25 protein-coding genes and 1 pseudogene are annotated in these 24,161 nt (G+C 51.5%); 5 read left to right on the top strand and 21 right to left on the bottom strand.

Features of this window, described 5'->3' with window-relative positions; genetic code table 11:
• Window positions 1-8: 8 nt before the first annotated feature.
• From HCU74_RS14675 to HCU74_RS14635, 9 genes are all read right to left on the bottom strand, one after another.
• Entirely contained in the window at window positions 9-1,031 is a 1,023-nt protein-coding gene (locus HCU74_RS14675) for an MDR family NADP-dependent oxidoreductase (RefSeq protein WP_168451172.1), read from the bottom strand.
• A 120-nt stretch (window positions 1,032-1,151) separates the two neighbouring features.
• Window positions 1,152-2,147, bottom strand: coding sequence for a helix-turn-helix domain-containing protein (locus HCU74_RS14670; RefSeq protein WP_168451171.1), 996 nt, complete (start codon window positions 2,145-2,147; stop codon window positions 1,152-1,154).
• A gap of 166 nt (window positions 2,148-2,313) precedes the next feature.
• A complete protein-coding gene (gene styC, locus HCU74_RS14665; protein ID WP_168451170.1) occupies window positions 2,314-2,799 on the bottom strand; it encodes a styrene-oxide isomerase StyC in 486 nt (161 codons plus the stop codon).
• A 366-nt stretch (window positions 2,800-3,165) separates the two neighbouring features.
• The gene (locus HCU74_RS14660) at window positions 3,166-4,644 is read right to left on the bottom strand and encodes an aldehyde dehydrogenase family protein (protein WP_210425323.1); all 1,479 of its coding nucleotides are present in this window, start codon (window positions 4,642-4,644) and stop codon (window positions 3,166-3,168) included.
• Window positions 4,645-4,763: 119 nt separating this feature from the next.
• Window positions 4,764-5,081, bottom strand: a complete 318-nt coding sequence (locus HCU74_RS14655; protein WP_168451169.1) for an EthD family reductase — start codon at window positions 5,079-5,081, stop codon at window positions 4,764-4,766.
• A 16-nt stretch (window positions 5,082-5,097) separates the two neighbouring features.
• Window positions 5,098-6,252 carry a thiolase family protein gene (locus HCU74_RS14650; RefSeq protein WP_282596042.1) on the bottom strand — a complete coding sequence of 385 codons (1,155 nt, stop codon included), beginning with the start codon at window positions 6,250-6,252 and terminating at the stop codon, window positions 5,098-5,100.
• A 9-nt stretch (window positions 6,253-6,261) separates the two neighbouring features.
• Complete coding sequence (paaK, locus tag HCU74_RS14645) at window positions 6,262-7,572, bottom strand: phenylacetate--CoA ligase PaaK (protein WP_168451167.1); 1,311 nt, start codon at window positions 7,570-7,572, stop codon at window positions 6,262-6,264.
• Window positions 7,573-7,737: 165 nt separating this feature from the next.
• Window positions 7,738-8,505, bottom strand: a complete 768-nt coding sequence (locus HCU74_RS14640) for a nuclear transport factor 2 family protein (RefSeq protein ID WP_168451166.1) — start codon at window positions 8,503-8,505, stop codon at window positions 7,738-7,740.
• A gap of 100 nt (window positions 8,506-8,605) precedes the next feature.
• Window positions 8,606-9,031 (bottom strand): Rrf2 family transcriptional regulator, encoded by a 426-nt coding sequence (locus HCU74_RS14635; protein WP_168451165.1) that lies wholly within the window; start codon window positions 9,029-9,031, stop codon window positions 8,606-8,608.
• Between the two features lie 200 nt (window positions 9,032-9,231).
• Between HCU74_RS14635 and tatA the strand changes: the two genes are divergently transcribed.
• Complete coding sequence (gene tatA, locus HCU74_RS14630) at window positions 9,232-9,438, top strand: twin-arginine translocase TatA/TatE family subunit (protein ID WP_168451164.1); 207 nt, start codon at window positions 9,232-9,234, stop codon at window positions 9,436-9,438.
• A 111-nt stretch (window positions 9,439-9,549) separates the two neighbouring features.
• Here tatA and paaI read toward each other — a convergent pair whose 3' ends face one another.
• From paaI to paaZ, 9 genes are read right to left on the bottom strand one after another with little or no spacing between them, the layout of a single operon-like run.
• Window positions 9,550-9,987 (bottom strand): hydroxyphenylacetyl-CoA thioesterase PaaI, encoded by a 438-nt coding sequence (paaI, locus tag HCU74_RS14625; protein WP_168451163.1) that lies wholly within the window; start codon window positions 9,985-9,987, stop codon window positions 9,550-9,552.
• A 36-nt stretch (window positions 9,988-10,023) separates the two neighbouring features.
• On the bottom strand, window positions 10,024-11,115 hold the full coding sequence (locus HCU74_RS14620; RefSeq protein ID WP_168451162.1) for a 2Fe-2S iron-sulfur cluster-binding protein: 1,092 nt from the start codon (window positions 11,113-11,115) through the stop codon (window positions 10,024-10,026).
• A gap of 27 nt (window positions 11,116-11,142) precedes the next feature.
• Window positions 11,143-11,673, bottom strand: a complete 531-nt coding sequence (paaD, locus tag HCU74_RS14615) for a 1,2-phenylacetyl-CoA epoxidase subunit PaaD (RefSeq protein ID WP_168451161.1) — start codon at window positions 11,671-11,673, stop codon at window positions 11,143-11,145.
• 6 nt (window positions 11,674-11,679) lie between these two features.
• Window positions 11,680-12,444 (bottom strand): 1,2-phenylacetyl-CoA epoxidase subunit PaaC, encoded by a 765-nt coding sequence (gene paaC / locus HCU74_RS14610; protein WP_168451160.1) that lies wholly within the window; start codon window positions 12,442-12,444, stop codon window positions 11,680-11,682.
• Window positions 12,445-12,452: 8 nt separating this feature from the next.
• Window positions 12,453-12,740, bottom strand: a complete 288-nt coding sequence (gene paaB, locus HCU74_RS14605; RefSeq protein WP_168451159.1) for a 1,2-phenylacetyl-CoA epoxidase subunit PaaB — start codon at window positions 12,738-12,740, stop codon at window positions 12,453-12,455.
• Between the two features lie 11 nt (window positions 12,741-12,751).
• The gene (paaA, locus tag HCU74_RS14600) at window positions 12,752-13,717 is read right to left on the bottom strand and encodes a 1,2-phenylacetyl-CoA epoxidase subunit PaaA (protein ID WP_168451307.1); all 966 of its coding nucleotides are present in this window, start codon (window positions 13,715-13,717) and stop codon (window positions 12,752-12,754) included.
• Between the two features lie 19 nt (window positions 13,718-13,736).
• On the bottom strand, window positions 13,737-14,954 hold the full coding sequence (pcaF, locus tag HCU74_RS14595) for a 3-oxoadipyl-CoA thiolase (RefSeq protein ID WP_168451158.1): 1,218 nt from the start codon (window positions 14,952-14,954) through the stop codon (window positions 13,737-13,739).
• Window positions 14,955-14,983: 29 nt separating this feature from the next.
• A complete protein-coding gene (gene paaG, locus HCU74_RS14590; RefSeq protein WP_168451157.1) occupies window positions 14,984-15,775 on the bottom strand; it encodes a 2-(1,2-epoxy-1,2-dihydrophenyl)acetyl-CoA isomerase PaaG in 792 nt (263 codons plus the stop codon).
• A 20-nt stretch (window positions 15,776-15,795) separates the two neighbouring features.
• Window positions 15,796-17,841, bottom strand: a complete 2,046-nt coding sequence (gene paaZ / locus HCU74_RS14585) for a phenylacetic acid degradation bifunctional protein PaaZ (RefSeq protein WP_168451156.1) — start codon at window positions 17,839-17,841, stop codon at window positions 15,796-15,798.
• Between the two features lie 182 nt (window positions 17,842-18,023).
• Between paaZ and HCU74_RS14580 the strand changes: the two genes are divergently transcribed.
• The 4 genes and pseudogenes from HCU74_RS14580 (at window position 18,024) to HCU74_RS20040 (ending at window position 21,792) form a co-directional block, all read left to right on the top strand.
• Entirely contained in the window at window positions 18,024-20,144 is a 2,121-nt protein-coding gene (locus tag HCU74_RS14580) for a 3-hydroxyacyl-CoA dehydrogenase NAD-binding domain-containing protein (RefSeq protein WP_168451155.1), read from the top strand.
• Window positions 20,145-20,301: 157 nt separating this feature from the next.
• Complete coding sequence (locus tag HCU74_RS14575) at window positions 20,302-21,240, top strand: PaaX family transcriptional regulator C-terminal domain-containing protein (protein ID WP_168451154.1); 939 nt, start codon at window positions 20,302-20,304, stop codon at window positions 21,238-21,240.
• Between the two features lie 235 nt (window positions 21,241-21,475).
• Window positions 21,476-21,592 (top strand): annotated as a pseudogene (locus HCU74_RS20465) (hypothetical protein); the annotation flags it as partial.
• 41 nt (window positions 21,593-21,633) lie between these two features.
• Window positions 21,634-21,792, top strand: a complete 159-nt coding sequence (locus HCU74_RS20040; protein WP_246864650.1) for a hypothetical protein — start codon at window positions 21,634-21,636, stop codon at window positions 21,790-21,792.
• A gap of 83 nt (window positions 21,793-21,875) precedes the next feature.
• Here the strand turns inward: HCU74_RS20040 and HCU74_RS14565 are convergent, their stop codons facing one another.
• The 3 genes from HCU74_RS14565 to HCU74_RS14555 are packed head-to-tail and all read right to left on the bottom strand — an operon-like array spanning window position 21,876 to window position 24,107.
• Window positions 21,876-22,331 (bottom strand): hypothetical protein, encoded by a 456-nt coding sequence (locus HCU74_RS14565; protein WP_168451152.1) that lies wholly within the window; start codon window positions 22,329-22,331, stop codon window positions 21,876-21,878.
• A gap of 25 nt (window positions 22,332-22,356) precedes the next feature.
• The gene (locus HCU74_RS14560; RefSeq protein WP_210425296.1) at window positions 22,357-22,683 is read right to left on the bottom strand and encodes a DUF2200 domain-containing protein; all 327 of its coding nucleotides are present in this window, start codon (window positions 22,681-22,683) and stop codon (window positions 22,357-22,359) included.
• A gap of 20 nt (window positions 22,684-22,703) precedes the next feature.
• Window positions 22,704-24,107 (bottom strand): mechanosensitive ion channel family protein, encoded by a 1,404-nt coding sequence (locus HCU74_RS14555; RefSeq protein WP_246864649.1) that lies wholly within the window; start codon window positions 24,105-24,107, stop codon window positions 22,704-22,706.
• Between the last annotated feature and the right edge of the window lie 54 nt (window positions 24,108-24,161).

The raw sequence follows: 24,161 nt of genomic DNA, 5'->3' as shown, positions 1-24,161 counted from the left end.
GCACGGTATCATTCGCTCACTTTCACAATGGATTTACCGATATTTCGGCCTTCGAATAGCTCGCGAAGTGCAACTGGAGCATTCTCCAGCCCAGTCGTGACGTGCTCCACCGGCTTGATCGCGCCGAGCCGGATCCAGGCTGACATTTCCTGCAGAAACTCACGGTGGATATCAGTATTCAGGTAATCCAGCACAAGAGAGCCCTCGACACGAAGGCGCTTGAGCAGTATTTCGTTCAACACCGCCATCGTGCGATCCGGACCAGCAGGCAATTCCATCATGGAATACAGCGCCATCAGGCCACACACCGCAACCCTGCCATTGAGCGCCATCAACGGAAAGGCCGCGTCAAAGCTGCGCCCCCCTGCCGATACCATCATGGCGTCAATGCCGCCATCAATTGCCCTGCCAATAGTGCCACCAAGATCTTTGTCAGCATGATTGAAACAAGCGGTATACCCCATTTGAGCTACGGCAAGCTCACACTTTTCTTCACTACCCGCAGTACCGTAGACTTCTCCGCCCTTGAGTCGGGCTAATTGACCAATCATCTGCCCTAGCGCGCCTGTTGCCGCGCTACAAAACACCTTGTCACCGGGCTTTATATTCAACACATTGCGGTTAGCCAAGTACGCACCAAAACCCGCAGCACCCAGGGAGCCGAGCATATAAGAGGGCGACGGCACATCCGGGTCTATTTTTTTTATGTCGCTACCTGAGCTGATGTAATACTCCTGCCAACCCCACAGACCGTATACGTAATCTTCTTCCTTGAACTCAGGCACATTGGACGCAATGACCCGGCCGACAGTTGCACCATACATCACATCTCCAATACCAATGGGCCTGGCCTGCTCGGAGACTTTTTTGACTTTTGAGAACAGGTATGGGTCCATACCCAAAGAAGTGGTTTGTATTAGCAATTCACCGCTTCCGGGTTGTCGAATGAGGGATTCTTCAACCCGGAAACATTTCTCGGTGGGGATTTGAAAGCGGGGCCGTTCTTTCAGGACGACACATTTGTTTATCATTGACATAGAACACCTTTTGATTGGAGTTATATTTCAAAGCATGTATCAGTCAAACTGACACGACGTGGCTATCAGTGCAATACGAATGACAAACAGTGCGGCGCGACTATTTGTGTTGCGCTATCCTACATTCCTTCCGGGATTATTGCGAAACTCACTGGGAGTCTTTCCGAATTGCGATTTAAATAATCGGGTGAATGTGGCGTATTCATTGAAACCGGAATCAAAGGCAATATCAGTAATCTTGCGGCCGCTTTGCTGACTATCCAACAGCACACGCATTGCCGCTTCCAAGCGGATTTCGCGAATCATTTTAACCGGAGTAGTATCAATTTCTTCAAACAGCATATACAGCGACCGGCGCGACATACACATTTCCGACGCCAGCTCATCCGGCCCAAAATGACTGTTCGAAATATTTCGAACAATAATGTCTCTCGCCTTATTCAAGCGCCTATCTTCGAATGAATGCACGCCCATCTGTTCTGCGGAGCGATACAGCAGTTTGGTGACCATGGTTTGCAATGCATCAAGTACAGCTTCGACATCATCTTCTTCGTCACCACGATTGGCAGCAGTCAAGGCCATCAATGTCCCCAAAATAGATCTGGACGATGCTCCCTTATACAACTCAGTGCCACACACAGACTCCGATATATGCTCCCACCCCGCACAATAGCTGTGCGGCAGCATCAGTACCGCAAATTTTGCCTTCTCTGACATTTCAATTTTATACGGACGTGAACTATCACAGACTGTGGCTTGACCCGGCATAAGGATGCAGCTGTTTTTATCCTGCTCCAGCCGCAAGCTGCCACTCAGTTGCCACATGATCTTGATCAACCCATGATCAGTCAGCTCTGCGAGATGGCGCGTACGCTTAACCTCGCCCTCAGGCACCCGTAACAAGCTCAAACTGGAACTGCCAACAGCTTGTGAAGAGACCTCCGCAGAAAAGCGCTCGCGACTATTATTTTTAAACTCTAACCATGGAAAGTTATCACGCACAAAATCCTTCCATTCACGAAAACACTCCAACTGATAGCTGGCTCGAGGCTGCCAACCCAAGGTGGAAATCGCACTATCACTAACCAACTGATTTTGCATTGTATTCATGTGATACCTTTATGTTTTATTATTAAATCGGCTTCTAACCATTCCACTGAGTCGCCAGCGCCTTCGTTGGTTATACTCTGCATTCCCTGCCTAATCAACACTGAGCGCTTAGCGACTCACTTCATTCTTATCCGGATACCCGTCCCATCCATACTGATCTTCTGGCCTATGCTACACTGCGACCCTTTTTTAGCGCCGCCAGACCAATAACCGCCAACGCCCACAACGCCAGCACGCCGAATAAGTACGCAGGCGCCAAACCGAGAATACTGAAAATATCACCTTCACCCAAGCGGCTATCTCCGAAGCTCAGGGCACGGTTTCCACTCAGGTTGCCGAAGAAGTAAAAACCCACATTACTCCACCCGTCCAGCAACACGACCCCCCCCAGCAGCTTGGCCTTCTTCTCGCTGAAATCAAGATGAGGCAAAACCAGAGCGACGGCTATTACCATCATGCCATTCAGGGCGGGGCCAGAGTGCGCCTTTTTCCATCCTTCTGCCGTGCCCGGCATATCAAAATTGACGATATAACCTGGAACGATCTCAAAACCACCAACCAGCTCCATCCAGTAGAACACACCAAATAGAAGGCATGAAAAGATCATCAGCGTACCATGGCCTAACATTTTATTCTTGAACGAGTCTGGCATTTCTATCTCCCGGAGATTTATTCGAATTATCGATATTTGATTATTACGCTTTTCAGCTGACACAGAATACTGTTGTTTGTACGGTGCAAACCATAACACAATTCACAATATTGGTGTAAACCTTTTTTTCTGTATCATATGAGATATTACTAAACAGTATATAATGTTTAAGGGTAATAACCTAACCACAGCATTTATCGGCGGGCACAGCGGAGACGGCCTTTTGCGAGGGGCTTCCGCTCACATTAGTAGAAATGACTTTTTATATTTAAATCAATGAGGTAGGAGAAGAGATGAGGTGCGAGGATTAAAAAGGCCGCCAGGACCCAATTGAGAGAGGGGCGTCCACCCTGGCGGCAATAGAGGTTAGTCTGTAACGACGGTAATCACTTTCTCTTCGGTGTAGGCCATAACACCTGCGAGTCCACATTCGCGGCCGATACCGCTCTGCTTAACACCGCCCCAGGGCAGTCGCGCGTCGATCGGCGCCCAGCAATTCACACCGACCGCACCGGCCTTAACGCGCTTGGCCAGGCGATGGGCCCGCTTTACGTCCGACGTCCACACCGTAGCTCCCAATCCATAAACCGTGCCATTCGCTATTTGAATCGCCTCGTCTTCGTCTTTAAACGGGATAATGGTGGCTACAGGACCAAATATTTCCTCTTGGGCGATCACCATGTCGTTGTTGGCATTGGCAAAAACCGTCGGTTTAACGAACCACCCCTGGGTGTACTCGCTGACACCACCCGCCATCAGCGTTGCGCCTGCATCGATGCCTTTGCGTATGTAATCATTGACTCGGTCAAATTGGGCCTTTTTCGCTACCGGCCCCATTTGCACACCTTCCTGAGCAGGGTCGCCCACCACTATGCTCTCTGCGACCGCGGCAAACTGTTGCGCAAAGATCTCTGCGATGTCTTCGTGTACCAGAATTCGAGACCCCGCCGCGCATATTTGCCCCTGATTGAAAAATATCCCCATTGCGCAGCCGGCAACCGCTTCGGCGAGGTCAGCGTCGGCGTAGACGATTTGAGGACTTTTACCGCCCAATTCCAACGACACGCGCTTAAAGTCTTCTGCCGCCTCTTGCTGGATGTGTTTACCCACACCGGGGCTACCGGTAAAGGTCACTTTATCCACCCCAGGGTTCCGTACCAAGGCGTTGCCAATGACAGAACCGGATCCCGTCACAACATTAACCACTCCATCCGGAAAACCCGCTTCCTTGACCAGCCGGGCCAAATGCAGGGCCGACATCGGAGTTTCTTCAGAAGGCTTGATCACAACCGTGCAACCCGCGGCCAGCAGCGGCCCAACCTTCCAGCAGGTAATCATAAACGGTGTATTCCAGGGCGTAATCGCCGCTACCACACCAACGGCTTCATGCACTGTGTAAGAGATCGTCGGCCTGCCGAGGTAACCGGGGGTCGGAATGGTTCGCCCTTCCAGTTTATCTGCCCAGCCTGCTGAAGTACGGATAGTCTGAATCGCATTGGGCAAATCGAGAATACGAGGCTCCATCGCCGGGCGCCCAATGCAGGCCGCATCCATTTCCGCAATCAGGTCTGCATCACGCTCAATGAGATCCGCCAGCTTGTTCAGTAACAAACCGCGATCATAGCCACTCAGACGAGACCACTCACCGTGATCAAATTGCGCACGGGCTGAAGAAACGGCCTTATCTACGTCTTCCTCGCCGCCGAAAGCGTAAGTAGCAAACACCGCTTCGTCTACCGGACTGAGCAACTCTCCGCGCCGGCCATCTGCGGACTCGACCTCGCGACCTTCGATGAAATGCCGCATCTCACGCGGCAACGCTAAACTACCTGCCATGTCTGTCATCACTAATCTGTCTCCGCATTATTATTTGCGTTAAAATTTCGACCTCTATTTCAACGCAATTCCGCCGCAATAACCCCCTCTCGCGTGCAGAGACACTCACATTTTGTGCAAAGACCCGCTTACTCTGATGCCGACACTTCATTGACCTGCATAGCCGGCGTGATTTCAGTATAGTTTTTGACATCGCGCAAAATTTCTTTTTGCACTGCAGAAAACGCTTGATAGAACTTCTCTGTGCTTTCTGTATACAGATGACAAGCCGCAATAATATCTGGCGCACTTCCCGGCATCGGACCGCACACACCTTTGTCAATTTCATATTTTATGCACGCGTCGCCCAGCAGAGACTTCACCATTGGCAGGTGCTGAGCCGAGTAATACGCGTGATCAAAATTGGCGTTTTCTTCATACTTGTAACTGATACTGACTTTAATCATGCCATTCTCTCCCGTTTTAACATTCCACCAAATTTTCCAACAAGATTGCCATACCCCGCCCATCGCTAGACGATGCCGCGCATAGACCATAACGAAGGTTGTTGGCCTGCAGTTTGTTCATGGCGGTCACGACCAATCGCACCGAAGACGCGCCAGAGGCCTCACCTACGGCGAGATCTCCGCCATTGCCATTGACTTTTCCTGACTCCAGTGTGATATCGAAATGGCGCATAATACCGAGCACCTCGACGGAACAGGTCTCACTGATTTCAAGCATATCCAACTGCGATATGCTCAATGCAGCTTGATCAAGTACCTGTTCAATCGCTGGAATACAATACGGTGTAGACAAATCAACGGCGCTTTCTGTTATCGCCTGCGCCATGACTCTCACTCTTGGACGCAAGCCGAGCAGATCGATCCCCTGCCGCGAGGCGAGCACCAGCCCGCATGCCCCTTCCGCGGCCGGAGCAAAGCCGGCCCTCAACGCGGGCTTTAGCTGCACAATCTTTTCCATCTTTGTCACTTCTGCGGCATCGGGACTGGCAACAAACTCAATATCGTCTTCGCGAAAATAGGCCAGATGCTTCGTATCTGTCCTTTTCACCAGCATACATTCACGCTCGTAAAATCCACTTTTACGAGCGTGACCGGCATTAGTAAAAGCCGACAGAATGTACGCATCGCGCAACTCACTGGCTACGCGGTAATGACTCGCTATCTTCTCGCGACGAGCCACTCTCTCGTTTAAATTCGTAAAGTAAAAATCATCAACAATACGCGGTGTAGCAGAGTCATCTCCATGCCAACCCACACCCAGCACAACTGCAACCTGACCGCCCCCACTCTCCACATCCAGCGATGCCTGGGCTAAAGCAGCCATTCCCGCACAGTATGAGCCTGAAAACTGTTGCGCAGCGACATGGCTACTGATTCCAGCGTGCTTCAAACATCCCGCCGCGAATTCACGAAATCGATACGTCGTGCATAAATTCTTATTATTGGAGCCAACGTACAAACTGTCGATATTCCGCCAGTCTATGGCGGCATTTCGCCTGACCATATCGCGCAGTGGCAACGAAGCAAGCTCAGCTATCGTTAAGCGGCGGTAAAAGCTGCTCATACTGGCGAATGGCGTACGCACGGCTCCACATATATATGCGGAGCTCATGACTGGCCTTTATCGGTAATCTATCACACGCTTGGCCTTGCCTTCAGAGCGGGCAAGCCCAGCACTATCGACCAGCTTGACCTTAATGGAAATCCCTACATAGGTTTTGACGAGATGCTTGAGACGAGCCAAAATATCCTCGCGCATGGTATCAACCGCCTCCTGATATTGAGGGCACAGCTCTACCGAAACGGTCGCCACGTCCATATTACCCTCCTTGGCCACCTCAATCAGATAGATGGGCGCAAGCTCGGGGATCTTAAGAAGCAACTCTTCGATCTGCGTCGGAAATACATTGACCCCACGAATGATCAACATATCGTCAGAGCGGCCGGTGATCTTCCCAATACGGCGCATGCCACGCGCAGTCGGGGGCAACAACCGAGTCAAGTCGCGCGTACGATAACGGATTACTGGAAAGGCTTCTTTAGTCAACGAGGTAAAGACCAGCTCGCCCTCTTCACCATCAGGCAATACCTCTCCGGTCACCGGGTCGATAATCTCGGGCAGGAAATGATCCTCCCAAATCACTGGGCCGTCCTTGGTTTCAACACACTCACTGGCTACTCCGGGGCCCATCACTTCCGAGAGACCATAAATATCGACAGCGTCAATGCCTGCACGCTCTTCAATTTCCTGACGCATTGCATTGGTCCACGGTTCAGCACCAAAAATGCCGATCTCCAAACTGGTCGAGCGAGGATCAATTCCCTGGCGCTCAAATTCTTCGATTAAATTGAGCATGTATGAAGGGGTCACCATAATGATCCGCGGCTTAAAGTCCTGTATCAATTGGACTTGCTTTTCTGTTTGCCCGCCAGACATCGGCACCACCGTGCAGCCGAGGCGCTCGGCCCCATAGTGCGCCCCCATACCGCCGGTAAACAGACCATAGCCATAAGCATTATGTAGGATATCACCGGGACGCCCGCCCGCCGCACGAATACTGCGCGCAACCAGGTCGGCCCAATTGTCAATATCATTTTTGGTGTAACCGACCACTGTCGGCTTGCCAGTCGTACCGCTGGAAGCGTGTATGCGACACACTTTTTCCCGTGGAACGGCAAATAATCCAAAAGGATAGTTATCGCGAAGATCCTGCTTAACCAAAAAGGGAAATTTACTGAGGTCTTCGAGTGAGTGCAGATCTGCAGGTGTCACACCCGCTTCGTCGAATTTCTGCTTGTAGAAAGGTACATTATTGTAGGCCTTTTCCAAGGTTTGCTTGAGCCTTTGCAATTGCAACTCAGCGATTGTTTCCCGGCTTGCAGTTTCGATTGGATCCAAGTCAGCGCCAGCGCCGTGCGGTGTATGAGTCATTATCACCCCTCCTTTTGCAAGGGATGTTGCCCCAATTCAACATGACTAACGTTGCATTCTGTGCAGCGCTAGCCTCATTGTGTGCAATTGACTTGAGCGGCGCGCTGCGGCATCAAGGATAACCAAATCCTGTTGCGGCAGAGACCTCAATAGAACGATGGGTTATTAAAACTTACCATTGTTATTAGCCCAACTTTCCCTTGCGGGAATTTCCTCAACCACGTCCCAGTGTTCTGCAATTTTCCCCTGATCAATTCTAAACATATCGTAGTAGGCCACTGACGCACCATTGAAGCAACCCTCAGTCACGACCAGAACCATATCCCCCTTTCCTAATACATGATGGATTTTTTCATAGCGGACTTCGATGCCCTCAGTCTGCCACTGGGAAAATGCTTCTCTGAGCCCATCCAGCCCATCTCGCACAAGCGGATGGTGCTGCAGATAGGTATCACCAACATAGTCTCCCGCATTGGACAAATCGCCCACCATCAGCACATTTTCCACAAACCCTTTTGCCACGGCTTTACATTGATCGAGGGAAACCCCGGGATCCGCAAGCGTTTGTTGACCGTCCAGCAGAGAGCGGCCACTTGGGTTTGGCGGTGTCAATGCCTGGGCCGCATCCCAATGCTCGACAATTCTATCCCCGTCGAATCGAAAAATATCGAAAACGGCTCGAGCACCGCCAATATCTATTTCACTGTGCGCAACGACGTAATCACCATCCTCGAACACTCGGCGCGTATCGACTTTGGCAAACCCATCAGGTAATGACTGCACAAACGCCACAAATCCCTTTCGTCCATCAGCAACAAAGAGGTTGTGCTGAATATATTGTTCAGAACTGATAACAGCAAACCCTTCAGGGTCTTTTGTTTCAATTGATTTCAATAGCTTTACCACCAGATTTTCACGTGTGGTCGTCGTCATAATCTCTCCATCTGCGTTGAGTGACACCTGTTTTTGCCCGAATACCGGGCGACCAACCTTTTTATGTATCTATTCATGTTACATATAGAGGTAAAATTTTTTAGCCTGCATCCCGCGCGCGAATAGACTGAACCAGATCCTCAATGGTGTGCTTCGCCAGTATTGAACGAAATGCGTCAAAGCCATCATTCAGAATGAGATCCAGCACATGACCGATATTCCGCCCTACGGGACACGCCGGATTGGCTTCACCGTGGATTTTCACCATATCGCCGACTCCAGTAACCGCGTCGAGTACATCAGCCAAATTAACGTCGTCAGCAGCGCGCGCAAGACGAGCACCACCACTATTGCCACGTTCAACGACAATCAGCCCGGCTTGGGCCAGGACAACCAATAATTTGCGGATTACCACCGGGTTTGTGCCAACACTGCTCGCCAGCAATGACGAGGGTACGGTCTGCCCGTCGCTTAGACGCAACACGCTCAACACATGTACCGCAACCGCAAATCTCGTATTGCTCATAGATACCCCCCGATATATGTAACATTAAATACTACATATAAACCCGAGTCAAGCTGACCGACATTACTTGATACAAATATATTTTTTTACTAGTTTTTTGTGTTACATTAAGTTCGCTACACTGGGTCGGCTCAGTGCGTCCCTCAAGTAGGTTAGCGTTTTACACTCAATAAGAACGAGTTTAGGAAGAGGAGTATCAGATGGGTCTCGGCGGAATCAGTATATGGCAGCTCTTGATTGTTCTGGCCATTGTCGCAATGTTATTCGGTACCAAACGCCTCGGTAGTGTCGGCAGTGACCTCGGTAGCGCGATTAGAGGGTTTAAAAAGAGTATTAATGGCGACGCTGGCGACAGCGGAACATCGCTTGCCGTGCAAGTTGACGAAAAAGACTCGCGCCAATCTTAAGCTGTGCGGAAGTGAGCCGATTTAGCGCCGGCACCAGCTAGCAGTGAAACGCTCCGCTGCGCGTCACAGCGCGGGTTTCGCTCACCACGCCGGCATTTAATGCCCGCTGTATCAGCTCAGCAGCGAGGCACCGACCTGATAAGACTTTCCACGCATCAATGCGATCAATTCACCATCCTGATTTTCGATAGTTACGTCGTACACGCCAGTTCGCTTACCACGCGACAATTGGGCGCATTTCGCTGTCAAGGTATCGTCCAGTTTACCGGGGCGAACATACTCGATGTTACAGCCCTGGGCGACAGAGACAGCGTCATAGGTGTTACATGCGAATGCAAAGGTGGTGTCGGCGAGAGTGAAAATATAGCCACCGTGGCAGTTTCCATGCCCTTGGACCATGTAATCCTTCACCAGCATTTTCATTTCCGCCTTTCCTGGAGACACTGACACCAGCTCCATACCTAGGTGGCGACTCGCCTGATCCCGTGCCATCAATACCTCGGCACAACGTTCGGCAAGCGTCTGGGGGGACAATACCACTTTGGTCATTGCGAGTCTTCCTTGTGAGCTAAAAACATGTGAGCATTATTTTTCATCAAAATTAACAACAACCTTCTCTGATATCGGATGAGCCTGGCAGGTTAGGATGAAACCCCGTTGAATATCACTTTCTTCAAGCCCGTGTGTAATATCCTGATCGACCTCACCCTCCACCAATAGGGCTTTGCAAGTTGAACACACACCACCTTTACAGCTGTATGGCAAATCCATACCGTGACTCATGCCGGCATCCAAAATGTTTTCACCGTCAGCACTGAGGTCGAATGAGCTGCCTCGGCCATCGAAAATGACGGTCACTTCGCTCATTTTCCCCGCGTAGGCTTTCGCGCGAGCGTGATGCTTCTCCAACACTGCGCTGGCATCATCGGCAGAGGTGCCAAACAACTCATAACGAATATTGTCTTCCTCGACGCCAATACTGCGCAAACCGCGTGACACTTCAGAAATCATTGATTCAGGACCACAGATATAAAACTCATCATAGGACGTGAGATCCAATAATCTGGCGCCTAAATCACGCCCCTTGGCGTTATCAATACGACCATTAAGCAAGTCCACGCCCTGATCTTCCCGACTGAGGATATTGATCCACTGAAAGCGTGTCAGGTAGCGATTCTTCAAAAAACCCAGAGCATTTCTGAACATGATCGAGGTGGTTCGTTTGTTGCCGTAGATCAAGGTCACCTTGCTATTACTTTCTACATCGAGAATTGAAGTAATATTAGAAAGTATCGGCGTGATGCCGCTGCCGGAGGCTATAAACAGGTAATTCTTACTATGGGCCGAATCGATGTCCGCGCTAAAACTACCCTGAGGCGGCATCACCTCTATGACATCGCCGGCTTTGAGTTCATCATTCGCAAAATTGGAAAACTTGCCTCCGTCAACACGCTTTACCGCAATTTTCATTGCGCCATCGTTAACCCCGGAGCATATCGAATAAGAACGCTGAACGGCTCCGCCATCGACATTTGCGCGCAATGTCAAGTATTGGCCCGGACGAAAATAAAAATCTTCTGCTTGCCCCGCCGTCAGATCGAAGCCAATCACTACAGCAGAATCGGTTTCTTTTTGCACACTGGCAATGGCCAGCTGCTGAAATGCTCTCGTGCTCATTATCCCGCTTCTCTCTTATCTCAATCTCTATAGGTTTTTAAAATAGTCAAAAGGCTCATCGCAACTTTTACATTGATACAGTGCCTTGCAAGCTGTTGAACCAAAATAACTCACCAGCTTGACGTCCACAGATCTGCAATGTGGACACTGGATTCCCTCGTCATCTTTTTGCATTGGCGCGATGCCGTAGTCGACCAATTTGCGCTTAGCCTCTGCAGACATCCAGCTTGTCGTCCACGCGGGCTGCAATCGAGTTTGCACATTGACATGATCGTATCCCGCTGCCGCCAAACAATCGACAATATCTTCAGCCATTGCATTGATCGCTGGGCAGCCGGAGTAGGTTGGCGTTATCGAAACCGTCACGACATCTTCTTGAACAGTAATATCTTGAAGGACTCCAAGCTCCCAAATACTGATTACCGGCACTTCCGGATCCTTCACTCTGTCAAGCAAGTCCCATATATCAGCTACTGGCGACATGCGTCGCCGCTCCCGCCGCTCGAATTCCTCAATCGGCAACATAGGGATCAAAGTCTCGTCGCTCACACGTTGCATCCTTAGCTACCACTGACACCCAGGGTATGCGCGTTGTACAAACTGCATGTCTGCCAACAGATGCCCAAGGTGTTCAGTATGAAATCCTGTACGACCTCCTTTCACGCGCCATACTGCCTGGGGCATGTTAACGCCAGCCTCATCAAAGGTCTTTTCGCAAGCGCTTCGCCAAGACTCTTCGAGACCAGCTCGATCTACCGCGATCCCCCCCGAGATTAAATCTTTCTCTAAAGCATCAACCTCGAAAAGTTCAGGCGTGTAGCCTATCAATTGCTCGACAGCTGTCTGCAATTTTTCCTTGCTTTCTTCCGTGCCGTTACCCAGCCGTAACATCCACTCTTTGCTACGACGCAAATGATAGCGTGTCTCTTTCAGTGATTTTTCTGCTACTGCGGCCAGAGTACTGTCTTCGGAGTTACACAGAGCGGTTAGAAACAGAAGTTCAAACTCGTCAAGCAAATATTGTCTGGCTGTAGTGAAAGCGAAGTCACCTTTCGGCAGCTCGTAAATCAATAGATTGGTATACTCGAGACAGTCACGTTCATACGCCAATGTATCTTCAGTTGCTCCACCACCAATCAGCTCTGCGGCATATGTCAGAAAATTGCGCGCACGACCAATGTAATCCAGCGCAACATTGGTCATGGCAAGATCTTCTTCAAGGAAGGGGCCATTACTGCACCATTCACTTAAACGGTGACCATGAATTAGTGAGTCGTCACCCAGGCGGTTGGCATAAGCCGCTATTTTTTCGTTAGCTACATTACTCATGCTCAGGCTCACATGTTGTTAACTTTTTCGGGAAGTTGATAATGGGTTGCGTGACGGTACGGCTTGTCGTCCAAGGGATCGTAAAAGCTTTCGCAGTCACTTTCCTGAGAGGCGCAGATATCAGAGGAATTCACTACCCAAATGCTGATACCTTCGCCACGACGTGTATAGACGTCGCGGGCGTATTCCAGCGCTTGCTCAGAGTCTTCTGCGTGCAAGCTGCCTACATGTTTATGATCGAGACCTCGACGGCCGCGGATAAACACTTCATACAATTTCATATTTGATTGAGACATGTTCTTTACCTTTAAGCAGTGCGAGCAGCAGCTCTTTTATTTTCGTATGCGTCCAGAGCTTCCCGGACCCACGCACCCTCGTCATGGGCGCGTCGATGATGGGCGACACGGTCACGGTTACAATGTCCGTTGCCCGCAATCACAGAATAAAATTCATCCCAATCAATCTCACCAAAGTCGTAATGACCACGCTCTTCATTCCAGCGCAAGTCAGGATCGGGTAGCGTCAGGCCGATGGCTTCTGCTTGCTCAACACTTTGATCGACAAATTTTTGCCGTAGTTCATCATTGGATTGACGTTTGATTTTCCAGGTCATTGATTGACCAGAGTGTTCTGAATCAGAATCGTGGGGACCGAACATCATCAGCGATGGCCACCAGAAGCGGTTAACGGCGTCCTGAGCCATTTTCCGCTGCCTTTCGTCGCCCTCCATCAGCGTCATCAAGATATGGTAACCCTGACGCTGGTGAAAACTCTCCTCTTTACAAATGCGAACCATACCTCGGGCGTACGGCCCGTAAGAGGTCCGCTGCAGGGAGACCTGATTTACGATCGCAGCACCGTCGACCAGCCAGCCAATAGCGCCCATATCGGCCCACGACAACGAGGGATAGTTAAAAATTGATGCGTATTTCGCCGCACCAGTATGCAGTGCATCAATCAATTCTTCGCGCGATATTCCCAATGTCTCCGCCGCACTGTAAAGGTACAAGCCATGACCTGCTTCGTCTTGTACTTTAGCCAGTAACACAGCTTTTCTGTGCAAGGAGGGCGCACGCGTAATCCAATTGCCCTCGGGTTGCATACCGATGACTTCTGAGTGCGCGTGCTGGGAAATCTGCCGAATCAGGTTTTTACGGTATGCTTCGGGCATCCAATCTTTCGGCTCAATTTTTTCTTCGTTATCAATGCGGCGCTGAAATTCTGCTTCCAGCTCCGCTTCATCCTGCGAGCGATTCAAATTCATAGTTGACATATTCACGGCATACTCCTTTTCAGTCGGCAACGCGTTCGATCACCAGCGCAATGCCCTGACCAACACCAATGCACATCGTGCACAGTGCGTAGCGCTGTTGTTTCTGAATCAATTCATACATAGCGGTAGTAACAAGACGCGCACCACTCATACCGAGAGGGTGACCCAGTGCGATCGCACCACCATTTGGATTAATGCGAGGATCATCATCGTTCAAACCCAATGCGCGAATAACTGCCAGCCCCTGTGACGCAAACGCCTCATTCAGTTCGATAACGTCCATATCGCCAATACTCAAGCCTACAAGCTCAAGTACCTTTTTAGAGGCTTCATACGGACCGAACCCCATGATTGAGGGCTCAAGTCCACTCGATGCCATCCCCAATACTTTTGCTTTCGGAGTCAGCCCGTGCTGCTTTACGCCTTCCGCGGACGCGAGCAATAATGCACACGCGCCGTCATTCACACCAGAAGCATTACCCGCTGTAACGCTTCCGTTCTCTCGAAAAGGCGTTGGCAACGTAGACAATTTCTCGTAGGTCGTTTGTGGGCGAATATGCTCATCTTTATCAAACACAACGGCATCGCCCTTGCGTTTTGGAATAGTGACCGGCGTCACCTCAATATCAAAACGTCCGGCCGTTTGCGCAGCGTGGGCTTTGGCGTGAGAGCTTACGGCAAATGTATCCTGATCTTCTCGGCTTATTTCAAATTTGGCCGCTACGTTTTCAGCCGTCTCAGGCATTGAGTCAATGCCATACTGAGCTTTCAATACCTTGTTGACAAAGCGCCAGCCAATAGTCGTGTCGAAAATTTCAGCTTTGCGATCAAATGCAGACGTTGCTTTGGGCATGACGAAGGGCGCTCGGGACATTGACTCGACCCCTCCGGCAATAGCCAGATTGATTTCTCCGGCGCGGATCGCTCGCGCAGCTGTTCCCACCGCATCCAGACCAGACCCGCACAGGCGGTTGATCGTCATTCCGGGTACCCCCGCAGGCAGCCCTGCCAGCAATGCACTCATTCGCGCGACATTACGGTTGTCTTCACCGGCCTGATTGGCGCATCCGTAAAACACATCATCTACCTGTGCCCAGTCTACGCTGGGATTGCGCTCTTTCAATGCACGCATCGGTACGGCGCCGAGGTCGTCAGCGCGCACCTCTGCGAGCGTCCCGCCATATCGTCCAATTGCAGTTCGCTGAGCATCGCAAATATAAGCGACTAGCGGTTCCATGTAGCTTCTCCGTAATTTAACAGTTGGGATTATCGGCCCACAAATTCAGGTTTGCGCTTATTCATAAAGGCATTAACACCTTCCTTGTAATCTTCAGTCTGCCCTGCAGAGCGCATTAATGCCTTTTCGAGTTCAAGCTGTTCATCGAGACTATTTGTTGCAGAGGCGTGTAGCGCTTGTTTCGTATACGCAAAACCCTTGGTCGGTTGAGTCGCTAACAATTTGGCTAACGTTATCGCAGCTTCTATCAGATTTTCATCGTCAGCCACATCCCAGATCATGCCCCACTGTTGCGCCTGCTCCGCCGATATCTCAGGCCCCAGCATCGCAACGGCCTTGGCCCGAGCCATCCCGAGCAATCGTGGCAAATGCCAGGTACCCCCTGAGTCCGGGATCAAGCCCAACTTACAAAATGATTCGATAAAACTTGCTGATCGCGCCGCAATCACGATGTCGCACGCCAACGCAATATTGGCTCCCGCGCCGGCTGCAACACCGTTGACGGCACACACCACCGGCTTTTCCATCGTAGTAATTAATCGAATCATCGGGTTGTAATATTTCTCAACGGATTCCCCCAAATCAGGTGATGCCTCTCCAGGTGACACTGCGCGGTCATTCAAATCCTGTCCAGCGCAGAAGCCGCGACCCTCACCAGTAAGCAGCACACAGCGAATCTGCTGATCTTCAGCGCATCGTGTAAGTGCATCACGAAATTCGAGATGCATATCTACGGTGAAGCTGTTAAGTGTGTCAGGCCGATTCAAGGTGATAACGGCGACACCAGCTTCAACTGAAAAGCGGATGTTTTTATATTCCATTGTGCGGTCCTCTTGAATTTTTAGTCGTCTTCTCGACGCTCGACCAGAGTCATAATGTCGTACACCGCCACCAATTCGTCATGCTGATTAATGACCTCGATAGCCCACTGCACAACTCCATTAGCCTTTTCGTCACCGCGTTTAGCCTTCTTGATTTTTTTCTTGACGGTCAATTTAGCCTGAATGGTGTCACCAATACCTACCGGCTCAATAAATCGGAGGCTTTCCAGTCCATAGTTGGCGATAACCGGGCCTTTAGCAGGATCGACGAACATGCCAGCCGCAGCTGACAGCACGAAGTAACCGTGAGCAACACGTTTCCCAAAGAAGGAATCTTTTGCCGCGATCTCATCAAAATGAGCATAGAAATGATCGCCACTTAAACAGCCGAAGTTAACAATATCGGCTTCACTAACTGTACGGCGATGCGTAACAAGCGTTTCGCCTACGATCAAATCTTCGAAGTATTTTCTGAACGGATGAACGCCATCAGACTCGACCACAGCGCCTCGGTGATACTCGGACGTCACTGCTGTCAGCGCTCTTGGTGAACCCTGGATCGCAGTGCGCTGCATATAGTGTTTCACAGCGCGCAGCCCGCCCAATTCTTCACCACCGCCGGCACGTCCGGGACCACCATGCACCAAAGGCATAAGCGGAGACCCGTGCCCCGTCGATTCCTTGGCACAGTCACGGTTGAGAATCAGCATGCGACCATGCCAGGCCGCAACCGATGTAACCAGCGATTTAATTTCGCCGGCATCGTAACTGTATACCGATGCGACAAGACTGCCTTTACCAAGTTTTGCAATATTGATGGCATCGTCCAGCTCGTCGTAGGGCATAACGGTGGTCACCGGTCCGAAAGCCTCGATTTCATGAACGAGCGTTTTTTCAAAAGGCTTGTCGCAATATAAAATGGTTTTCGGGTAAAACGCCCCTTTGTGCTTATCTGCACCCACCACGTCAAAATCTTCGCTCCCACCGTGGACAATTTCGCACTCTTGAGACAAGCGAGCGACTTGTTCAGCAACATCCCGTACTTGATCACGACTGATCAAGGCACCCATTCGCACCCCCTCGTGAGCGCTATCACCCATCGCGATCTTATCAAGTCTGGCTGACAACCCCTCAATGACAGCACTGACCTTGTCGCGGGGCGCAATCACGCGGCGAATCGCGGTGCACTTTTGCCCCGCTTTGATTGTCATCTCCTTCGCCACTTCCTTCAGGAACAAGTCAAATTCCGGGTCGTCCTCGCTGACTGACTTACCAAGAATAGCGGCGTTCAACGAGTCCGCTTCCATGGTGAAGGGAATGGAATTGGCAATGATATTGGGATGAGTGCGCAGCTTTCGACCGGTACTTGCTGAGCCGGTGAAAGTGACCACATCTTGTTCGCCAAGGTGATCAAGCAGATCTCCCACAGACCCACAAATAATCTGAATTGCGCCTTCTGGAAAATAACCGCCAGCGACGATATCTCTTACCATCGCTTCAGACAGGTAGGCGCTGGGAGTCGCAGGCTTAACAATCACCGGCACGCCAGCAATCAGGCTAGGCGCAATTTTTTCCAGCATTCCCCAAATAGGGAAGTTGAACGCATTGATATGCACGGACACACCGGGTTTGGAAGTCAGTATGTGACGCCCCAGAAAACTGCCCTGTTTAGAAAGAACTTCAGTGTCGCCTTCAACCAGAACGGTGTCATTGGGCAACTCGCGAGTTGCCAGACTGGCATAGGAAAAAACCGTCCCCAAACCACCTTCGATATCAACCCAACCATCAGCACGTGTGGCGCCGGTCTGGGCCGAAATCTCGTAGTATTTTTCCTTGTCCGCCATTAGCGCCTTGGCCATATTTTTCAACGCCAGCGCACGTTCATGAAACGTCATCGCCCGGAGTGCTTTACCACCGGCCTCCCGACCGTGGCGAACGACTTCCGCAAAATCGATACCTTCGCTACTGACATGACACACAGTGGTACCGGTAATGGCATTAAATGTTTCCACTCCCTGACCGGCACCTTCGTGCCACTTACCACATACGTAGCTGCTGAGCTTCATAAAACTGACTCCAATGCGCGAGATTTACATCTTTATTAGCAACGCTCCTGACGGCTCAGTGTTGAGACCAGCCAGCGAGACGACCTTGATCTTTATGATACACTATTTTTACCTTTGGGCAAGTTTACTGTAATATATAATTCAATGTGAGCCCGACACCCTATTACATCAGAGGTCCGAAAATGCCTTCACCCAGCTCGACAACCCTACTTGAATCAGTGACTTACTCAATTTCAGACGGCATTGCCATTGCAGCAATAAACAATCCACCTATGAACGCCATTTCGGAAGCTGTCCGCCGCTCCTTGCTGTCAGTACTCGAACAAGCGCGGTCCGACAACGCCGAGTTGCTGCTCATATACGGAGAAGGAAAAACATTTATTGCCGGTGCAGATATTTCGGAGTTTGGCAAACCCCAGGACTTTCCCCAGCTGCCAGATGTGATCGCGGCGGTTGAAAATGCCGACTTCCCGGTCCTCGTAGCGATGCACGGCAACGCACTAGGGGGTGGCCTTGAGCTCGCTATGGCCGCCCACTACCGCTGCGCCGTCCCCGATACCAACCTGGGACTGCCAGAAGTGAATCTGGGACTTCTACCCGGCTCTGGCGGAACGCAACGCCTTCCGCGACTGGTCGGCGCAGAGAAGGCACTGGATATGATCCTTGGCGGCAAACCCCTGTCAGCTACCATCGCCCTCGACTACGGACTGCTCGATGCCCTCATTGATGGAGCACTGCCAGACGCTGCCCTGGAGTATGCACGCGAACTGGTGTCCGCGCGTGCACCGATTAAACGGACCCGTGACCGCCCTCGCCCGACCGCTGCAACTGCAATGTTCGACGAGGCTCGCGCCAAGCACCGACAACACCGCAAGCACCTGCTTGCGCCAAACTACATCATTGACCTGATCGAAATCGCTACTCACTTCGATGTAGAGGAAGGCCAGAGACTTGAGCGCGAGCGCTTCCTCGAGTGCCGCGCGTCTCGCGGCTCACAATCTTTGCGGCACCTGTTTTTTGCCGAGCGCAGTGTCGCAAAACCCAAAACCATCAGCCCCGAAGTCACTGCCCGTGACATTAACCATGTTGCCGTTATCGGCGCGGGCACTATGGGAGGCGGCATTGCCATGTGCTTTGCCACAGCGGGCTATCAGGTCACTTTGGTGGAAGTTAGCGAAGACAACTTAAAGCGCGGCCTCAACATCATCAGCGGCAACTACGACAAGGGCGTGAAGAGAGGAATCTACTCACGCGCCGACGCTGATGCGGCCTTCAATCGGGTACACGGCACGACACAGATGACGGACATCGCAAAGGCCGACCTCGTGATCGAGGCGACGTTCGAGAGCATGGAAGTCAAGTCCAATGTATTCCAGAAACTCGATGCCACTTGCAAGCCCGGGGCAATCATGGCGACGAATACCTCTTATCTGGATATTAACGAGATTGCGCAAATGACATCGCGACCCCAGGATGTGGTTGGGGCGCATTTTTTTAGCCCTGCCCACATCATGAAACTGCTTGAAGTGGTACGCGCGCAACACACAGCGCCAGACGTGGTAAAAACCTTGATGCAGGTTGCCAAACGGCTCGGGAAAATACCGGTTACTGTCGGCGTGTGCTACGGCTTTGTCGGCAATCGTATGCTACAAAAGTATGCCCGGCAGGCACAATTACTGCTGATCGAAGGTGCTACCCCCGCGCAAATTGACGCCGCCATCAAAGATTGGGGAATGGCCATGGGTCCCCTTTCCGTTGCCGATCTTGCCGGACTGGATATCAGTTATTTTTCGCGGCGTAACCAAGGCATTGCCCCCGGAAGCCTGCCGGAGTGTTCGGTCCCGGATGAACTCGTCGACCGACAGCGACTCGGCCGAAAAACGGGCTCGGGATTCTATCAATACGACCCGGACACAGGCGTGCAACAGGAAGATCCTTCGGTGACCGCCCTAATAGAGGAACATTCAAAGAAATGGGGAATTTCCCGGCGCGACATCAGTGCCGACGAAATCACAGACCGACTGATTCTGGCTTTAATAAACGAAGGCGCGAAGCTTCTGGAAGAGGGCATTGCCGAACGAGCCAGTGATATCGATGTGGTTTATGTGAACGGTTACGGTTTTCCCCGCTGGCGCGGCGGACCAATGTTCTATGCAGAAACCTATGGCCTGGCGAATGCCGTGAATCGTATGACGCAGTTTCAGCAGCAAACCGGCGACGACTTCTGGCAGCCAGCCTCAATTCTGGGTAAAGCCGCCGAGGCCTCGTGTGAACGACTTGATAATATCGCTCAATGTGACTGATCTCATTGCGGTCGACTTTATACGGCGATTCTCCTAAAATTCGCCGATGGGCGTGGCTTCGCCATCACTGTGAACTCATCATGGGTAGCGGCACATCATACCTGCGGAAAGTTCACCGTTACTTTTCTAAGCTATTAGATAGAAAAACGAGCAGGCAATGCCTCAAAAAATCATGACAAACACACTGGAAAAGTGGATCAACCACTATATTAAAACGGAAGAACCGCGTTCAAAATCGCTCATAATTTCCGTGTTCGGCGATGCTATATCCCCGTATTCAGAGGGAATTTGGCTGAGTGAGCTGATACAGCTGATGTCTGTATTCGGAATCAACGAGCGTTTGGTGCGCACCAGTGCCTTCAGGCTCTCAGACGAAGGCTGGCTCACCTCCAGAAAAGAGGGCCGTCGGAGTTTTTACTCCCTAACGCCAGCAGGTACCCGCCGCTTTGAGTCTGCCTACAAGCACATCTACCAGTCCTATCACATCGACTGGGACGGCCAGTGGACACTGGTTGTACTGCAAAAAAATCTCGAAGCTACTACCGAGCGCACTGAGCTTAGAAAAGAACTGGAGTGGAACGGTTTTACCCTGTTATCCAACGGTGTATTTTTGCATCCGCTAGCCAGTTTGGACACCGCGCGACAGATCGTCGAGCGCAATGGTTATCAGGAGTTGGCTTTGATATTCCGCGCCAGTTCGATCGAAGACAGTGACGGATTCAGCAATATGCCAAAAATCAGGGCAAGCTGGAATCTGGACGAGGTGAATCAGCGCTACCAAAAGTTTGTCGCAGATTTCAAACCGGCGCTCGCTCTGCTTAACAGCAATGACCTGTCGGCACTGAGCGCATTTCAATTGCAGACTTTAATGATTCACTCCTTCCGGCGAGCGAATCTTCACGATCCTCAGCTTCCCAATCAGTTGCTACCCGCAGACTGGCCACATGCGGACGCATTCAATCTTTGCAAGACAATTTACAATATCACCTGTCAACGGGCCCACGCGTTTATTGCCGAGTTGACACACATCGACACCCAATCCAACTCCGGCAACAGGTTGAATATTGCAGTAAAAGACCGCTTTAACCAGCCGTGAGTGCAAAACTCTGGAACAGAGAGAGGCATACCTAGCCTCCCCTGTATAAATCTACGGATACTAATTCATAGTCAATTTCACGCTCTCACTGACTTCTATAGTAAAACAGATGACTAACAGCCTCCAGGAATAGTCATTAGTGGTTTTGCATCGTAAGCGTCCGGCAAACACACCTGTAAAAACGTCACGATCAGCATAATGATGGTGTCCACCTATTTTTAAGTGGACACCTAATATGGATACACAAGGATTACTCCCGCCACCGGTTAAGCAACGCCGTCGCCGTCACTCCAGTGAGCTCAAGGAGCAAGTGCTTGCAGCCTGTCGTCTGCCGGGGGCGTCTGTTGCAGCTGTCCCCCAGCAATTTAACATCAACGCGAACCTGATCCACAAATGGCGACGAGCAGCAGAGCCAGTGTCTGCCAAAGCCCGAGGCGACTTCGTCAAAGTGCCATTAACGGTGTCACCGAATTCTGGGATATCTGCCCCGACCAGTTCACCCAGGAGCAACTCGAAGCCTATTTCTCATCACTGGTGGAGCCCCATTCCTAGTCGACGGTGAATGTGTATCGCAACGGGCTCCGGTTCTTTTATCAGCACGTGCTTAAAAAGGAGCTTGTCTTCGGTGATTCTGCCTACAGCGGCAAAGGCTGCGTTATCCGCGAAGCGGCACCCAGTGCTTTGGATTTGACCCAGATGAAAGGCAGCCGCCACCGGGAATTGACGGACGCTGAGCGCGATTTTAACGCCTGCCATTGCTGGCGAATCAGACCCTCGCCATCACTGTAACCCTCAATCAAATCGCCCACGCTGACCACAAACTCAGGCTGCAGTGCATTGATTTTGTCCAGCGCGCGACTGAATACCCCAGGGCGGTGACCACCGGTGCGATCCCCCACTACCACAAACTGAAAATGATCGGGATTGTTCTGAAAGGCTTTGTCACTGCGCGGCACCGTGTCAGATATACGCGTATGACTCGACGCACTCACATAGCAGCCGCTGACCACGGACAAGGTCAGCATCATTAACAGGGTTTTTATAGGTACCATGGCAACATCAACATCATCATTATTATCAGTTTCACACACATCGCGTTGCCCCAACGCTCAGCTGCTACTGGCGCAGTATTTTCGCCATCGCCTTGCCTTTGGCCAACTCATCAACAAGTTTATCGAGATAGCGAATCTCCCGCATCAATGGATCTTCCACCGTCTCGACACGCACCCCGCAGACGACGCCTTTAATCAGTTCGCGTTTCGGCTGCATCGCGGGCGCGTCGGCAAAAAACGTTTTGATATCGCAACCGCCTTCTACCTGTTGCTGCAGTCCGCTTGCATCATAACCGGTTAACCAGCCAATAATGGTATCAACCTCCTCCGCCGACCGCCCCTTGCGCTGGGCTTTGTCAATATAGCAGCCGTAGACTTTCGCAAAGGGCATGCTAAATATCTTGTGCTCGCTCACTGAAATCCACCGCGTTCAGCCATAGCCGATGACGGCGCATCCAGGTTGAGGATTTTTACCTCCCGCTGCGGGAAGGGAATCTCAATACCGTTTTGCTGCAGGGTTTCCAGAATGGTCAACAACAGGTCGCCGCCCACGCGGTTGCGGCCGTCGTCGATACCCTCCATCCAGAACTCGACAAACATATTAATGCCGTTGTCGCCGAAGCTGTCGATTTCGCAATCGGGGCGCTCCTCTATCGGAAGTCGGTCACCGCTCAGCACCTGGGGGTGCTCTGCCACCGCCGCCTTGACCAGCTCAACCATCGCCCGTACATCGGTCTTGTAGGCCACGGAGAAGTCGACGCGATAGCGCTGCTTGTTGTTCTTGTGGGTCCAGATGGTAAAGCTGGAGGTAATAAATTTCTCATTGGGCACCACAATGTCTTTGCCATCGTAGGTTTCCAGCGTGGTCGAACGCATATTCAGCTGGGTCACGATACCGGTGCGACCGTCCTCCAGCTCCACGTAATCGCCGACCGTGACCGAGCGATCCAGCAATATGATAATACCGGAGATAAAATTGGAGGCGATCGCCTGCAAACCAAAACCCAAACCGACACCGACCGCACCACCGAACACCGCCAGCGCGGTGAGGTTAATGCCCATCACCTGCAACAGCAGCAGAATGATGACAATGCTCAAGCCGATTTCAAACAGCTTGGCCAGCACCTCTCGGGTGCGAATATCCAGCGACTCCTGGCGGCGAATAATGGTTTGGCCGGTATTTGACGACACCCGCCCCAGCCAAAACAGCAGCGAGCCGAAGATGATCAGCCGCACCACGCCGTAGCTGGAAATGCGGATATTACCCACCTCGACGGCGATGGAATCCAGCACTGTCACAACATCATCGAGCACGCCCACCAAGTGCAACATCAGCACCGGCGTGGCGATCCAGCGGAACCAGGTGGCCACCAGCCGATTGCGGATGGCGATATTCACAAAGGAGTGGAACACCAGCAGGATGGCGATAATCAGCGCGCCCTTCATCACCCAGGCGTCGTCGCTAAACCAGGCACTAAACTCCACCAACATGCGCAACATCATGATGGCAAACACCGGGAACAACAGCTTGCCGCAGCGATAGCACAGGTGTTTCAGTGGATGCTGCTCCGGCGGCAGCGGCTCGACGCGAAACAGGGGCAGCATTTTGCGCACCCGACCCGCCAGCAGCCAGGCCACGAAATAGACCGAGACAATGGCGCCCAGCTCGCTGTAGAGCTGGCCCTGCACCAGTTTGTCGATCACGGTGTAAAACTGCGGCTCAAGGCTGAGCAGGATATTGTCTTTTTCATGGTTCCACGCCGATTCTGCGTTATTTTCAGTGGCTAGTGGACTGTTTATGGGGGGGATTGTCAATGATAGAGAGGCGCGCTCCATTTAACTCGGGAACGCGCCCCGGCTCGCCAGGCG

This window comes from Spongiibacter thalassae, from assembly GCF_012272835.1.
Lineage (GTDB): Bacteria > Pseudomonadota > Gammaproteobacteria > Pseudomonadales > Spongiibacteraceae > Spongiibacter > Spongiibacter thalassae.
This window is presented reverse-complemented; position numbering and strand designations above follow the sequence as displayed.